General features: G+C 73.5%; 16 protein-coding genes. 12 read left to right on the top strand and 4 right to left on the bottom strand.

Annotated features, from left to right (window positions below):
* Positions 1 to 25: 25 nt before the first annotated feature.
* The 8 genes from ARTHRO9V_RS11730 to ARTHRO9V_RS11695 all read left to right on the top strand — a co-directional run bounded on the left by ARTHRO9V_RS11730 (position 26) and on the right by ARTHRO9V_RS11695 (position 7864).
* On the top strand, positions 26 to 1057 hold the full coding sequence (locus ARTHRO9V_RS11730; protein WP_159827362.1) for a substrate-binding domain-containing protein: 1032 nt from the start codon (positions 26 to 28) through the stop codon (positions 1055 to 1057).
* Positions 1057 to 1812: an ATP-binding cassette domain-containing protein gene (locus ARTHRO9V_RS11725; protein ID WP_056043006.1), complete on the top strand. Its 756-nt coding sequence runs from the start codon at positions 1057 to 1059 to the stop codon at positions 1810 to 1812. Before ARTHRO9V_RS11730 ends, ARTHRO9V_RS11725 begins: the two co-directional genes overlap by 1 nt.
* Entirely contained in the window at positions 1809 to 2864 is a 1056-nt protein-coding gene (locus ARTHRO9V_RS11720) for an ABC transporter permease (RefSeq protein ID WP_052505095.1), read from the top strand. The genes ARTHRO9V_RS11725 and ARTHRO9V_RS11720 overlap by 4 nt, the downstream gene beginning before the upstream one ends.
* Positions 2861 to 3949 carry a phosphotriesterase gene (locus ARTHRO9V_RS11715; protein ID WP_159827359.1) on the top strand — a complete coding sequence of 363 codons (1089 nt, stop codon included), beginning with the start codon at positions 2861 to 2863 and terminating at the stop codon, positions 3947 to 3949. The genes ARTHRO9V_RS11720 and ARTHRO9V_RS11715 overlap by 4 nt, the downstream gene beginning before the upstream one ends.
* A 75-nt stretch (positions 3950 to 4024) precedes the next feature.
* A complete protein-coding gene (locus ARTHRO9V_RS11710) occupies positions 4025 to 4774 on the top strand; it encodes a glutamine amidotransferase (RefSeq protein WP_043593262.1) in 750 nt (249 codons plus the stop codon).
* On the top strand, positions 4756 to 5454 hold the full coding sequence (locus ARTHRO9V_RS11705) for a TenA family protein (protein ID WP_159827356.1): 699 nt from the start codon (positions 4756 to 4758) through the stop codon (positions 5452 to 5454). Before ARTHRO9V_RS11710 ends, ARTHRO9V_RS11705 begins: the two co-directional genes overlap by 19 nt.
* Positions 5451 to 6812 carry a hypothetical protein gene (locus ARTHRO9V_RS11700; RefSeq protein ID WP_159827353.1) on the top strand — a complete coding sequence of 454 codons (1362 nt, stop codon included), beginning with the start codon at positions 5451 to 5453 and terminating at the stop codon, positions 6810 to 6812. Before ARTHRO9V_RS11705 ends, ARTHRO9V_RS11700 begins: the two co-directional genes overlap by 4 nt.
* Positions 6809 to 7864 carry a M28 family metallopeptidase gene (locus ARTHRO9V_RS11695; RefSeq protein WP_159827350.1) on the top strand — a complete coding sequence of 352 codons (1056 nt, stop codon included), beginning with the start codon at positions 6809 to 6811 and terminating at the stop codon, positions 7862 to 7864. Before ARTHRO9V_RS11700 ends, ARTHRO9V_RS11695 begins: the two co-directional genes overlap by 4 nt.
* A gap of 57 nt (positions 7865 to 7921) precedes the next feature.
* On the opposite strand, the gene ARTHRO9V_RS11690 is transcribed toward ARTHRO9V_RS11695, so the two are convergent.
* Together ARTHRO9V_RS11690 and ARTHRO9V_RS11685 are read right to left on the bottom strand one after the other, a co-directional pair.
* Positions 7922 to 8584, bottom strand: coding sequence for a class F sortase (locus tag ARTHRO9V_RS11690; protein WP_159827347.1), 663 nt, complete (start codon positions 8582 to 8584; stop codon positions 7922 to 7924).
* A gap of 1 nt (position 8585) precedes the next feature.
* Positions 8586 to 9329: a CHRD domain-containing protein gene (locus ARTHRO9V_RS11685; RefSeq protein ID WP_236557039.1), complete on the bottom strand. Its 744-nt coding sequence runs from the start codon at positions 9327 to 9329 to the stop codon at positions 8586 to 8588.
* A gap of 248 nt (positions 9330 to 9577) precedes the next feature.
* Between ARTHRO9V_RS11685 and ARTHRO9V_RS11680 the strand changes: the two genes are divergently transcribed.
* Positions 9578 to 10087 carry an RNA polymerase sigma factor gene (locus tag ARTHRO9V_RS11680; protein ID WP_236557038.1) on the top strand — a complete coding sequence of 170 codons (510 nt, stop codon included), beginning with the start codon at positions 9578 to 9580 and terminating at the stop codon, positions 10085 to 10087.
* Positions 10080 to 11003, top strand: coding sequence for a hypothetical protein (locus tag ARTHRO9V_RS11675; protein ID WP_159827341.1), 924 nt, complete (start codon positions 10080 to 10082; stop codon positions 11001 to 11003). Before ARTHRO9V_RS11680 ends, ARTHRO9V_RS11675 begins: the two co-directional genes overlap by 8 nt.
* A gap of 111 nt (positions 11004 to 11114) precedes the next feature.
* Here the strand turns inward: ARTHRO9V_RS11675 and ARTHRO9V_RS11670 are convergent, their stop codons facing one another.
* Together ARTHRO9V_RS11670 and ARTHRO9V_RS11665 are read right to left on the bottom strand one after the other, a co-directional pair.
* A complete protein-coding gene (locus tag ARTHRO9V_RS11670; protein ID WP_159827338.1) occupies positions 11115 to 12161 on the bottom strand; it encodes a Gfo/Idh/MocA family protein in 1047 nt (348 codons plus the stop codon).
* Between the two features lie 113 nt (positions 12162 to 12274).
* Positions 12275 to 13120, bottom strand: a complete 846-nt coding sequence (locus ARTHRO9V_RS11665; protein WP_056042983.1) for a helix-turn-helix transcriptional regulator — start codon at positions 13118 to 13120, stop codon at positions 12275 to 12277.
* A gap of 172 nt (positions 13121 to 13292) precedes the next feature.
* On the opposite strand from ARTHRO9V_RS11665, the gene ARTHRO9V_RS11660 reads away from it, so the two are divergent.
* Together ARTHRO9V_RS11660 and ARTHRO9V_RS11655 are read left to right on the top strand one after the other, a co-directional pair.
* Positions 13293 to 14036, top strand: coding sequence for an SDR family oxidoreductase (locus tag ARTHRO9V_RS11660; protein ID WP_159827335.1), 744 nt, complete (start codon positions 13293 to 13295; stop codon positions 14034 to 14036).
* Between the two features lie 33 nt (positions 14037 to 14069).
* Positions 14070 to 14303, top strand: a complete 234-nt coding sequence (locus ARTHRO9V_RS11655) for a PLDc N-terminal domain-containing protein (protein WP_159827332.1) — start codon at positions 14070 to 14072, stop codon at positions 14301 to 14303.
* Positions 14304 to 14336 lie beyond the last annotated feature (33 nt).

The following is a 14336-nucleotide window of genomic DNA, read 5'->3' as shown; positions in this document are numbered from 1 at the left end:
CTCGTCCTCCCCAGGAAGGCTCCTCATGCCCACGACCCGTACCGTCCTCGCCGCATTCGCCGTGGGCGCCATCGCCATCGGCACCCTCGCCGGCTGCGACTCGTCCTCGACCACCGCCTCCGGCTCCGCGTCCGGCGGCTCGACCTCGACCCGCCCGGCCCCCACCGACGTCCCCCAGGCCTGTGCCCCCGACGGCGGCGGCACCCTCCAGCTCGGCATGGTCGACATCAACGAGCAGACCGCCTTCTTCACCCAGATGAACGAGGGCGTCCAGGACGTCGCCGACGAGGCCGGTGCCGACCTGCAGATCGTCAGCGGCGACAACGACAGCGCCACGCAGGTCTCGGGCGTCGAGAACCTCGTCGCCTCGGGGGTCGACGCGCTCATCGTCGACCCGGTCGACGCGACCGCGCTGATCCCGGCGCTCACGGCGGCCAAGGCGGCCGGCATCCCGGTCGTCGCGGCCGACGGTTCGGTCGAGGACGCCTCGGCGATCGACTCGTACGTGGGCACGGCGAACGAGGACGGCGGCGCCCAGCTTGGGAAGGCCTTCCTCGACATCACCGGCGGCGAGGGCGAGGTCGGCGTCGTCGGAGCGCTCAACAGCGCGATCCAGATCCAGCGCCAGAACGGCTTCACCGACGCGGTCGAGGCGGGCGGCATGACCATCGGCACGATCGTCGACGGCCAGAACGTCAACGAGGACGCCCAGGCGGCGGCCGAGAACCTGCTGACCGGCAACCCCGACCTCGAGTACATCTACGCCACGGGCGAGCCCGCGTTGAACGGCGCCATCGCCGCGGTGAAGAGCCAGGGCGCCCAGGACCGCGTCACGATCGTCGGCTGGGACCTCTCGCCCTCGGCCGTCGAGGGTCTGCAGGACGGCTACGTGAAGGCCGTCATCCAGCAGGACACCTTCGGCTTCGGCTACGAGGCCGCGAAGGCCGCGATCAACCTGGCCTGCGGCACCGCCGACGTGCCGGCGACCGTCGACGTGCCGATCACGATCGTCACGCCCGACAACCTGGCCGACTTCTCGTACTACCTGGAGGGCTGATGACCGACGTCACCACCGGCGACCTGCTCGTCGAACTCGAGGGCATCCGCAAGTCGTACGGCGCCGTCGACGTCCTGCGCGGCGTCGACCTGCGCCTCGCGCGCGGCGAGGTGCTCGGCCTGGTCGGCGACAACGGCGCCGGCAAGTCCACCCTCATGAAGGTGCTCGCCGGTTCGGTCCAGCACGACGGCGGCCGCATCAGCATCAAGGGCAAGGAGGTGCGGTTCCAGTCCCCGAGCGACGCCCAGGCGGAGGACATCGGCATCGTCTACCAGGACCTCGCCCTCTGCGACAGCCTCAACGTCGCCGCCAACCTGTTCCTCGGCCGCGAGCCTCGGGTCGGGCCCTTCCTCAAGGTCGGGGCGATGCACGCCGAGGCCACGGCCGTGCTCAAGGAGTTCGGCGTCCGCGTTACGTCCACGCACCAGCTGATCTCGCAGCTGTCGGGTGGCCAGCGCCAGTCCGTCGCCATCGCGCGCGCCGCGTCGGTCGACCCCGACGTGCTGATCCTCGACGAGCCGACCGCCGCCCTCGCCGTCACCGAGGTCGAGTCGGTGCTGCGCCTCATCAAGGAGGTCGCGGCCCGAGGGGTCGGCGTCATCCTGATCACCCACCGGCTGCAGGACCTCTTCCGGGTCTGCGACCGCATCACCGTCATGTACGAGGGGCGCAGCGTCGACGACGCCCGCATCGACGACCTCACCATCGAGTCGCTCGTCGACATGATCACCCGTGAAGGGAGCGCTGCCGCATGACCGCGACGACCTCTGACCCCACCCGCACCGACGGCCCCGAGCCGGGTCGCGGACACGGCTCCACCGACGTGCGCGAGCGCCGCTGGGAAGCCCTGCAACGCGTCAACAAGTCCACCCTGCTGATGCTCGTCGTGACGCTGGTCGTCATCGTCGTCTTCTCGGTGGCGACCCCGACCTTCCTCACCGGCACGAACCTGCGGAACGTCGCCGTGCAGGTCGCCCCCGCGGCGATCGTGGCCGTCGCGATGACCTTCGTCATCACGGCGGGCATGATCGACCTCTCGGTCGGGTCGACGCTCGCCCTCGTCTCGGTGATCGGGGCGGTCCTGCTGCGGGCCGGTCTCGAGTCGGTGCTGGTGATCGTCATCTGCCTGGCCGTCGGAGCCTTCTGCGGGTTGGTCAACGGCTGGTTCTCGAGTTACCAGGGCATCCCGTCGTTCATCGTCACGTTGGCCACCATGTCGATCGTGCGGGGCGTCGCCCTGCTGATCACGAAGGGCTACTCGATCGCCATCGGCTCGGGGCTGATCTTCGCCCAGGTCGGGCAGGGCCGGCTGTTCGGGCTCGGGTACCCGGCCTGGCTCGCGCTGATCATCGTCGGCGTCGGCATCGTGGGGCTGCAGCGCATGCGGTTCGGCCAGTACATCACCGGCATCGGCTCGAACGAGGAGTCGGTCCGCCGGGCGGGCGTCGACACCCGCTTCGTCAAGATGATGGCCCTCGTGCTCAGCGGCACGGCGGCCGGCGCGGCCGGCATCATCACCGCGGCCCGACTGGGGTCGGGCGACGCCAACTCGGGCGTCGACTTCGCCATGACGGTGATCACCGCCGTCGTGATCGGCGGCACGAACCTGCTCGGCGGCAAGGGCAGCGTCATCGGCACGGCGATCGGGGCGATCCTGACCGGCGTCATCACCAACGGCCTCACGCTGCTCGGCCTGAGCCCCTACATCGTGCCCATCGTGACCGGCAGCCTCCTGATCATCGTCATCTGGATCAACCTGCGCGGCGGCTCGTTCACCGACCTGGTGCGCAAGCGGGTGACCCGATGAGCCGCGTCGGAGGGTTCGGCGTCGAGACGACCACCGTCGTCGACGTGCAGACGGTCACCGGTCCCGTGCCGAGCGACCGCCTCGGCTACACGCTGCCGCACGAGCACCTGATCAACAGCATCGAGGAGGGCGGGCTCGAACCCGACCCCGACTTCCCCGAGCTGTTCGACGCCCCGGTCACTCCCGAGATCGCCTGGTTGCTGCGCGACCGTCCGCTCGCCTGCCGCGACAACTGCGTGCTCGACGGCGACGACGACGCGGTCGACGAGCTCGTGGCGTTCCGCGAGCTCGGCGGCAGCACGGTCGTCGAGCTGACCTCGGACGGACAGGGGCGCGACCCCCGCCGTCTCGCCGAGATCTCGCGCCGCAGCGGGGTCGCCGTCGTCACCGGCGGCGGCTGGTACCTCGAGCGGTTCCACCCCGAGGCCACGGGGCGCGACACCGTCGACGACCTGGCCTCGCGCCTGGTCGCGCAGTACCGGGCCGACCCGGCCGAGACCGGGGTGCCCCGGTCGGGCGTGATCGGCGAGATCGGCGTCTCGCCCGGCTTCACCGAGCGGGAGGAGCGTTCGCTGCGCGCGGCCTGCCGCCTGCAACGCGAGACCGGCCTGCCGATGTTCGTGCACCTGCCCGGCTTCGTCCGGCACGGCGGCCGCGTGCTCGACGTCGTGCTGCGCGACGAGGGCGTCGACCCCACGGCGGTCGTCCTCTGCCACATGGACCCGTCCGGCAGCGACCCCGACTACCAGCGCAGCCTCGCCGAGCGCGGGGTCTGGCTCGAGTTCGACATGATCGGCATGCCGTACCGCTTCTCCCTGCCCGGCGAAGGCCAGTCGCCGTCGCCGGTCGAGACGGCCACGGCCATCGCCCGCCTGGCCTCGGCCGGGTTCGGCCGCCGTCTGCTCTTCAGCCACGACCTCTTCCTCAAGAGCATGTTGCGCAAGCACGGCGGCAACGGCCTCTCGTACGTCCCCGCCGTGTTCCTCGACCGGCTGACCGACCTCGGCGTCGACGCCGAGATCGTGCACGGCGTCGGCACCCGCAACGTCCGCGACCTCTTCGAGGGCGCCGCCCTGACCCGCTGAGGGGCGACGACGCGGCACCGAGCCGCTCGCGCCTCCTCGTCCCGAACCGTCCCGTCACCACCGGAAGGCCCCACCATGTCCCGCATCCTCATCGCCGGCGAGAGCTGGATCACCGCGACGACCCACACCAAGGGCGTCGACGAGTTCACCGCCCACTCGTACACCGAGGGCGTCGCGCAGCTGCGCACGGCCCTGCAGGCCGGCGGCCACGAGGTCGTCCACCTGCCCGCCCACCTCGTCGCCACCGACTTCCCCGAGACGCAGGAGGCGCTGGACGCCTACGACGTCGTGGTGCTGTCCGACATCGGCGTCAACTCGCTGCAGCTCGCGCCCGCCGTCTTCGAGAAGAGCATCCCGGGTCGGGACCGCGTCCGCGAGCTCGCCCGCTGGGTCGAGGCCGGAGGCGCGCTGCTGATGATCGGCGGCTACCTGTCGTTCTCGGGCTGGCAGGGTCGTGCGGGCTACGCCCGCACCGAGATCGCCGACGTGCTGCCGGTCGAGATGCTGATCGGGGACGACCGCGTCGAGCGCCCGGCCGGCGTCGTCGCCACCGTGCTCGACGCCGAGCACCCCGCCCTCGGCGGCGCGGGCACCGAGTGGCCGCTGCTGCTCGGCTACAACCGCACCGTCGTGAAACCGGGCGCGGTCGAGCTCGCCCGCCTCGACGGCGACCCGCTCGTCGTCGTCGGCGAGGCAGGCGCGGGGCGCACGGCGGTCTTCACGAGCGACTGCTCGCCGCACTGGGCGCCCCCGGCGTTCTGCGAGGAGTGGGACGGCTACGCCCGGGTGTTCAACGGCATCGTGTCGTGGCTGACCGGCCGCTGACGGTGGCGGGCACGACCCGGCCCGAGGGCGTCGGCACGGTACGGGCGGGGGCGCTGGTCGCCCGCTGCTCGGCCGAGCTCGACGCCTCGGCGTCGGTCCCGCTGCTGGCCCGGATGGCCGACGGCACGCTCGACGACCCCGCCTTCGGTCGCTACCTCGCGATCGAGCAGGCGTTCGTCCGGACGGCGGCCCGCCTCGCGGGCTACTGCCTCTGGCAGCAGCCGGAGTGGTCCCGCGCCGAGCGTCACGCCGAGGCCGTCGCCGACCTCGTCGGTCCGCAGAGCCGGTACTTCGAGCGGTTGCTCTCGACGCGACCGGTCGACGACGCGACCTCGACCGACCTGCTGCGCCGCGCCTCCGTCCTCGAGGGGGCGGTGACGGCGGCACTCGCCGAGGGCGGCTACGCCGGGGTCGTCACCAGCCTCGCCGCGGCCGAGACGCTCTACCTGCGGTGGTGCACGCGGGCGGCCGAGCGTGCCGTGCCCCGACCGGACGACGTGCAACGGTGGATCGAGCTGCACGTCACCGACGGCTTCCGCGCCCAGGTGGCCTTCTTGCACCAGTTGGTCGACGAGCTGCCCGCCGACGTGACCGACGACCGGCTGGACGCCTGGTTCGTCGGCATGCTGCGCGCCGAGGACGCGTTCCACGCGAGCGCCCTCGTCGAGGTGGCCGCGTGACCGGCCCGGCCGTCGACCCGGCCGTCGACCCGGCCGTCGACCCGGCCGTCGACCCGGCCGTCGACCCGGTCGCGGTCGACCTGCGCGCCGTCGAGGCCCGCCTCGCCGCGGCCGGCATCGCCTCCGAACGGGTGGTCGTCGGAGCCGACGCCGTCGTGGTCGTCTCGTCCTACGGGGGCCGCGTCTACGGCCCCTTCTTCGCCGAGGGCGAGGCCGAGAACTGGCTGCCCGACGCGTTCACCGACGACGACGCGTTCGGCGCGTTGGTCGAATCGTGCGACTGGAACGTCGGCGGCGACCGGGTCTGGATCGGGCCCGAGATCGCCTACATGATCCGCGACCGCAGCGACTACTGGGGCAGCTACGAGATGCCGCCGTCGCTCGACCCCGGCCGCCACGACCTCGGCCGCACGGGCGACCGCGTGACGCTGTCGCGGGTCGCCGAGCTCGAGGCGTTCACGAAGCCGACCGGGCTCGTGCGGGCCGACCTCACGCTCGTCGTGCGGCCGGCGGCCCACCCGCTGCGACACCTGCGCGGGGCGTCGGCCGGGGGCCCCGGCGGCGCACCGCTCGTCGACGCCGTCGAGTACGGCGGCTACGTGACGGAGGTGCGGCTCGGCATCACCTCGGATGGCGCGCACGAGGCCGAGTCGTGGATGCTCGACCAGGTGCGGGCGGGCGGCACGGCGTTCGTCGCGGCCGTGCCCGACACCCAGGTGACCGACTACTACGAGCCGGTCGGCGAGCTGCTCGCCGAGGTGCCCGGCGGCGTCGCCGTGTCGCTGACCGGTGCCGACCGCTTCAAGATCGGCTTCGCGGCACCGCACGTCACCGGACGCGTCGGGTACGTGCGCGCGGTCGGCGACCCGGCCGACGACCGTGCCGTGCTGTTCGTGCGTGGCAGCCACAGCGACCCGTCGGCCGAGTACTCGGAGGAGCCCGACCCGTCCCCGGGGGTCCGGGGCGACTCGCTGCACCTGTACGACGACGACGGCGGGCTCGGCGGGTTCGCCGAGATCGAGGCCCGGGGCACGCCCGTCCTCGGGCCGCGACCCGAGGCGGTCACCGACCGGTTCGCCAGCTGGTGGTTCCGGGGGAGGACGGACGACGTCGCCCGCGTGGCCCAGCACCTGCTCGGGGTGCCCGCCACGACGGTGGCGCAGGCCGCCCGGGGGGCCGCGCCGCGCCTCCTCGGTCCGTCGGCCGCGTCGTCGACCGCCACCACGACACCGACCCGGCCGCGGCGCAGCGCGCGGAACGCGCCTACGACGACCTCGTCGCCCTGGTCCAGCACGGCCCCCGGTTCCACGGCACCGCAGGGATCGCGGCCGCGGCCGACTGGCTCGAGCAGCGATTGACCGCGGTCGGGTGGCCGGTCGCCCGGCAGCCCGTGACGCTGCCCGGCTGGCAGCCGGGCAGCGTGCACCGGGTCGCGGTGCAGCAGCCGATCGCCCGTGAGCTGCCCGCCTGGCCGATGCTCTGGAGCGGATCGACCGGCGGTGCGCGCCGGGGCACGGTCGAGGCCGTCGGCCCGCAGGGGCTCTGGGGCGACTCGATGGTCTGGCAGAAGTTCGTCGTGCGGGCGGACGGCGGCGACGTCGTGGCCTACCTGCACGCGCGGGACGACGGACCCGCCGCACCGCAGCCGCTGCCCTCCGGGTCGGACCACGACGTGGCCCACCTCGCGATCGGCCGCGTCGACGGTCTGCAGCTGACCGAGTGGATCGCCGACGGCAAGCCCATCGAGGTCGAGATCGAGGCCGACGGCGGCCCGGTCGACGCCGCGACCAGCGACAACCTGGTCGTCGACGTGCCCGGCACGGGCGACGGGTCGGTGCTGCTCTGCGCGCACTACGACACGTTCTTCAACACGGTCGGCGCCTACGACAACGGCAGTGGCACGATCGCCCTGCTGCAGCTGGCCGAGCGGTGGGCGGCGGCCCCGCCGGTCGCGTCGGTCCGCCTCGTCTTCTTCACCGCCGAGGAGTGGCACCTGGGCGGGTCCCGGCACTTCGTCGACAGCGCCTCGTCCGACGAACTCGACGCCATCGACTACGTGCTCAACGTCGATGGGCTCGGGCGCGGATCTTTCGTGGAGGCGTTCGGCGCCCCCGAGGCGTTCTCGACGGCGTTCCGCGGGGCGCTGCTGGAGCACGCCGCGGCCACCCGGCCCGACCTCGAGCTGGTCACCCGGTTCCCGCCGACGACCGGCACCGACGACGCGTCGTTCTACCGGGCGGGCGTGCCCAGCGCGTTCCTGACCTTCAACGACCTGCACCGCCTGCACCAGCCCGACGACGAACCGAACCGCGGCATCGCGGCGAACGTCGCGTGGACCGTGCCGCTCGTCGAGCACCTCGTGGCGACCCTGGCGCGACCGACGCGGGCCGCGCCTCCCGGGGTGTTGTAGACCAGGCGGCACGGCACGTCGTGGCGTCGCGACGTGCCCGGGTGCCGGGCGCCGGGCTCAGGCCACCGGCTCGGCGAAGACGATCCGGTTCAGGTCGTAGTGGCCCGAGCCGCGGTCGAAGACGCCGCCGCAGGTGATCAGCCGCAGCTGGTCGGTCGGCTGCGCCCCGAAGACCCGGGCGGTCGGGAACTCCGCCTTCGGCGCGTCGACGACCTCGGTGACGGCGTAGCCGACGACGTCCCCGTCGACCGTGGTCACGTCGACCCGGTCGCCGACGACGAGTTCGTCGAGGCGGGCGAAGACCGCGGGGCCCGACGCCGAGTCGACGTGGGCGGCGATCACGGTCGGCCCGCGCCCGCCGGGTCGGCCCCCGCCGGTGAACCACCCGACGTCGTCCGCGTCCACGGGTACCTCCATGGCGCCGTCGTCGGCGATGCCGAGATCGATCAGCGGGGCGTCCAGCCCGATGGCCGGCACCGAGACGGCCGCCGGAGCGACGCCCTCGCCGACCACCTCGCCGCTGCCGTCGACCCCGCCGCCGTCGACCCCGCCCACCGCAGGAGGTGCGGTGCCCGTCGCCGACGGAGCCGCGGTCGTCGAGGGGCTCGCCCCCGCCCCCGGGGCCGGCGTCACCGTCGGTGCGACCACCCCGGGTGACGCGCACCCGGCGAGGGCCAGCACGACGCCGACGGCGACCACCGGGCGGAGGGAGCGGAGCACGTCAGGCCCCGGCCGCGCGCTGACGACGGGTCAGGACGTACGCACCCGCACCGAGCAGGGCGAGGGCCCCGGCGCCACCGGCCGCGAGGCCGAGACCGCCGGCCGACGCGCTCTCGGCGGCCGCGCCTCCGAGTCCCGTGTCGACGCCACCGACGGGCACCTGCGTCAGCTGGCCGCGGACGACGCCGGCCGCGAACGTGGCCGTGTGCGAGTCGCCCGTGAAGCCGGCCGGGTTCGCCTCGAGCTGCTTCAGGCTGAAGCCGGTGCCCGTGTCGGCCCCGGCGGCGCTCATGACGCCGGTCGTGAAGGGCCCCTGCAGGCAGCCGCTGCTCGTGCGCGTGCCGTCACCGCGGTCGACCGGGTTCGGGAACGAGATGCGCGGCGGGCCGGCCTGGCCCTTCGCGGCCTCGTGGATGTGCGTCGCGGTCTTCGCCGGGCTCTGGTACTCGCCCGTGACGCCGCGCAGGGTGATGTCGTAGCAGATCACCTCGGTGTCGCTGTTGACGCGGAAGTCGAACGTGCCCGTGGCACCGGCCTCGCCCGGTGTGGCGACCCCGTCGTTGTTGATCACCTGGTCGGGCGTCGCCATCACCGTGTAGGCGCTGGTGAAGGTCGCGGGCTCGGGCACCTCGGTCTCGGCGAACGCGGGCGTCACGCCGAACAGGGTGACGGCGGTGGCGGCGGCGCCACCGATCGTCAGGGTGCGGATGGCGGTCTTCTTGGTCGTGCGCGTCATCTTCGGCATGCTCCGGGTCCTCTCGACGGGGCGGCGCCCGGGCGGGTGCCGCTCGACAGGGCCTACGTCGTCGGGCCTCGATGCGTTCACCGGGTGCCGAGAAAGTTTTCTCGACGGTGCGGTGAACGCCGGAGGCGCAGCGGACGTAGACCCCGTCGGCATCCGCGAACGGCGTGGATAGGCTGGAGGGCAGGCGGATGATCGCCGTCATGGGTCGCGCGGGGCCCGTCCCGGGCCGCGTCGCAGATCGGAGCCCGATGAGCGAGGGGTCGTCCGGTCTCGACGTCCGGGCCGCGTTCGTCGAACACGGCTCGTCGCTGCTCGGTTTCGCCGTCAACGCCCTCCGCGACCGGGCGCTCGCCGAGGACTGCGTGCAAGAGACCTTCGTGCGGGCCTGGCGCGCCCGCGACTCGTTCGAGGCCGACCGCGGCAGCGTCCGCACCTGGCTGTTCGCGATCGAACGCCGCGTCGTGCTCGACGTGTACCGGGCACGCGCGCGCACGCCGTCGGTCGTGCCGCTCGAGCACGCCCCCGACCCCGTGGCGACCGTCGCCGACCCGCTCGAGCGCCTGGGCATGGCCGAGGGGCTCGCCCGCCTGAGCGACGACCACCGGGCGGCCGTCGTGGCCGTCCACCTCGAGGGCCTGAGCTACCGCGAGGTCTCCGAGCGCACGGGCGTGCCCGTCGCGACCCTCCGCACCCGCGTGTTCCACGCGCTGCGTGCCCTCCGCACCCACCTCGACGACCAGGAGACGACCGATGACTGACCGCACGCCAGGGGTGGGGGCCGGTGACGGTGCCGGGGACGGCGGGGGCGCCGACGGTGTCGGGGGCTCCGATGCCCGTCGTGACGAGTTGACGGCCGCGGCGCTCGCGGACGACCTCTCGCCGAGCGAACGCGTCGAGTTCGACGCGTTGCGGGCCGCCGACCCGTCGATCGACGCCGAGTTGGCGTCGCTCGGCGTCGTCGTCGGAGGGCTGTCGGACTTCGGTCGTTGGGACGAGGTCGCCCCGAGCGACGGACTCCGCGAGCGCGTCGACGCCGTCGGACGGGCCGGAGACGACCCGGCCGTGGGGCGGGCGACGGATGCCGGCATCGCCTCGGGCGTCGGCACCGCCTCGGGCGTCGGCACCGCTTCAGACGTCGGCACCGCCTCCGATGCCGGCATCCTGTCCGGCGCCGGCACGACGGGGGACGACCCGACGCTCCCGCGCATCGGTCCGCACGTCGCCACCGGCCGCTCGGGCCGGGGCCGTCGCCCGCTGCTGATCGCCGTCGCCGCCGCCGCATGCCTGGCGATCGGGGCCGGGGGCGGGGTCCTGCTCGCGATGCCTCGCGACACGGTGGTGGCCGGCCCGGCCGGCACCCTCGGCGCCGTCGAGCACGTGGACTTCGTCGGTCAGCCCGCCGGGGTCGACCTCGACGGAGACCTCGTCGCCCACACCTGGGGCACCGAGACCGTCCTCAGCATCGACGGCCTGCCGACGGGCTCGGCGTTCACGGTCGTGGTGGTCGGGGGCGACGGGCGTGAGTACGAGTCCGGTGCGTTCCTCGGGTCGGACGTGCGCGTCGACTGTCGGTTGAACGCCGCCGTGCTGCGGCCCGACGTGGCGTCCGTCGAGATCCGTGCCGCGGACGGCCACGACATCGCCGTCGCGTCGGTGCCCCCGGTCGCGAGTTGAGCCGCGCCTCCCGGCCGTGTCGACTCGCGCCTCCTGCTCTCGTCCGTCGAGATGTCACGACGTGCCGCTCACCTCGGGACGTGAGCCGCGAGTCGTGATGTCTCGGCGGGGTCAGACGACGGTCAAGGACGCGCGGGTCGCCTCGATCGTCGCGAGCAGCGACCTCGAGTCGGCCAGCGAGTGCAGAGGCGAGTCGCGCAGCCCGGCATCGACGTAGGACGCCAGGGCCGTCGCCTGGTAGGCCAGGCCCTGGCGGCCGGTCGGGACGGTCGGGTCGTTCCAGACGGCCGAACCGCGGCCCGTGGTCAGCTCGAACGTCGCGGGGAAGACCAGGTTCTGCAGGGTGCGGATCGAGCCGGTCGTGCCCGAGATCGTGCCGAGTCCGGGCGAGGTCGTGAGCAGGCTGGTCGCCGCGGTGGCCAGCACCCCGTCGGCCGTGCGGGTGACGACGGCCGCGTCTAGGTCGACGCCGTCGGCCCGGGTCGAGCCGGTGGCGTGCCACTCGACGGGGTGACCGGTGGCGAACTGGGTGAACCAGAAGGCGTAGACGCCGATGTCGAGCAGGGCGCCGCCGCCGAGGGCCGGGTCCGTCATGCGTCCGCCGGCCGAGAGGTCGTTCGCCCAGGCGACGTCGGCGGTCGCCAGTCGCACGTCTCCGATCGCCCCCTCGGCGAGCAGTTCGGCGATGACGGTGGTGTGCGGCAGGTAGCGCGTCCACAGCGCTTCCATCGCGAGGACCCCCGCGGCGCTCGCCGCGGCCACGATCTCGTCGGCTTCGGCGGTGCTGGTCGCCATCGGCTTCTCGATCAGGACGTGCTTCCCGCCACGGATCGCGGTCAGGGCGTCGGGCAGGTGCCGGGTGTGGGGCGTGGCCACGTAGACGACGTCGACGTCGGGGGATGCGACCAGCGCCTCCGCGTCCCCGTGGGCGGTGTCGACGCCATGGGCGCGGGCGAACGCCTCGGCCCGGTCGAGGCTGCGCGAGGCCACGGCGACCACGCGCTGGTCGGTGTGCGCGTGCAGGGCGTCGGTGAAGTCGCCGGCGATCTCGCCCGGGCCGATCACGCCCCAGCGGAGGACCGGCCCGCCCCGCAACGGGACGGCCGTCGAAGCGGGGAAGCTCGGGGTGCTCGGGGTGCTCGGGGTCTGCGGGGACATGCGTTCTCCTCGGGGTCACGTCGTCGTGGGTGCATCCATCTTCGCGGGTGCGGGTGCGGGTGCGGGCGGCTGCCAGTGTGCGGCTGCGGGTGTCTGACGGTCGCCCCTCGCCCTCACTCGTGTTCGGCGAACCGCCCGATGCCGATCACGTCGAGCAAGCGCAGCTTGGCGTCGTCGTCGGACCCGGGCGTCGCCGTCAGCACGAGGAGCGTCTGCGACTGGTCCTCGGTGAAGAGGGCCTGGCAGTCCACCTCGATGCGGCCGAGCTCGGGATGCAACAGCGTCTTGCGGTCGTCGAAACGTTGGTGGACCGCGTGACGGCTCCAGATCGTCGCGAACTCGTCGCTCGAGGCGAGCAGCGCCTCCACCAGTTCGCGCGGTCGCCCGCGGCCGCCCGCCAGGCTGAGCGCCGCCCGCAGCCCGGACGCCTGCAGCTCGAGCTGGTGCGCGTGGTCCTCGACAGGGTAGGAGGCGCGCTCGGCCGGGTCGGTGAACCACCGGTGGAACGCGCTGCGGTCGAGACCCTCGTGCCTCATCTGGTCGCCGAGCAGGGCGACCGCGAGCCGGTTCTGCGCGAGCGTCTCGGCCAGGTCGCTGAGGACGAGCGCGGGGGTGTCGTCCAGACGGTCGAGCACCCGCAGCAGGGCGGGACTGACGTGGTCGCCGCCGCGTGTGCGGCGCGGCGGGTGGTGACCGGTCAGGCGGTAGAGATGATCGCGCTCGTCGAGGCTCAGCCGCAGCGCCCGGGTGAGCGCGACCAGCATCTGCTCGGACGGTTGGGGGCCGCGCTGCTGCTCGAGCCGCGCGTAGTAGTCGGTCGACATGCCGACGAGCCCCGCCACCTCTTCACGACGCAGTCCCGCGGTTCGCCGACGCACGCCCTCGGGCAGCCCGACGTCGGACGGCCGCAGCGCCTCGCGGCGGTGGCGGAGGAAGTCGGCGAGTTCGGCGCGGTCCATCGCCCCATGCTGTCAGCCCCGTGGCTCGCCGACCAGGGAGTGGCGATCCCTGGACGAGCGCTCTCTGCCGCCGCGCGCCTCCCCGGGTCAGAGTGGGGTCGTCGCCCCGACGACCCTCGGCCCGGCGACGACCACCGGCCGCGCCGCGCGCGGCACACCCGAAGGAGCAACCGTGAAGATCAGCGGCAACACCGTGTTCATCCCCGGAGCCACGTCCGGCATCGGCCTGGGCCTCGCCCTGCGCCTGCAGGCCGCCGGCAACACCGTCGTCGTGGCGGGCCGGCGCCGGGCCCTGCTCGACGAGATCGTCCGTGACCACCCGGGCCTCGAGGCCGTCGAGCTCGACACCACAGACCCGCAGGCCGTCGTCGACGTCTCGGCCGAGGTGCAACGCCGCTGGCCCGAGACCAACGTCGTGGTCGCGATGGCCGGCATCATGCAGACCGAGGACGTCACGACAGGCGAGTTCCTCCCGACCGCCGAGGCGATCGTCACGACGAACCTGCTCGGGCCGATCCGCCTGATCGCCGCGTGGACGTCGTTCCTGCAGTCTCGGCCGGCGGCGTCGATCGTGACCGTGTCGTCCGGGCTCGCGAGCGTGCCGCTGCCGATCACGCCGACCTACAACGCGACCAAGGCGGCGATCCACTCGTTCAGCGAGGGCATCCGCGTGCAGCTCGCCGGCACGAGCGTCCAGGTCGTCGAACTCGTGCCGCCGGCCGTGCAGACCACCCTGCTCGGCCAGCAGGACGACCCGTCGGCCATGCCGCTCGACGAGTACCTCGACGAGACCATGGCGCTGCTCGAGGCACAGCCCGACGCCCACGAGATCCTGGTCGAGCGGGTCAAGTTCCTGCGCAACGCCGAGGCCGAGGGGCGCTACGACGAGGTGCTGGCGCGGCTCAGCGGTCACTGAGGCGGGCTGGGGGCCGCACCCTAGGCTGGGTGGATGAGCACATGGGGTGACTGGGGTCCGGCGGTGGTGGCGATCGTCGTGGCGGTCGTGTACCTCGTGATCGTCGTCAGCATCGTGCGTGCCGTCCGACGGCGTGCCGACACGACGCAGCTCGAGCGCACGGTCTGGACGGTCGCCGCCGTCCTCTTCCCGCTCGGTGCCGGTGCGGTCTGGCTGCTGCTCGGGCCGCACCCGCTCGGGCTGCGCATCGACCACGAGCACGACTGAGCCGGGCCCGCCTGGTGTCGGTGGCCGCACCTA

The sequence above is a fragment of the Frigoribacterium sp. 9N genome (assembly GCF_902506305.1).
Classification (GTDB): Bacteria; Actinomycetota; Actinomycetes; order Actinomycetales; family Microbacteriaceae; genus Frigoribacterium.
The sequence above is the reverse complement of the archived record's forward strand: the minus strand, read 5'-3'. Positions and strand labels throughout refer to the sequence as shown.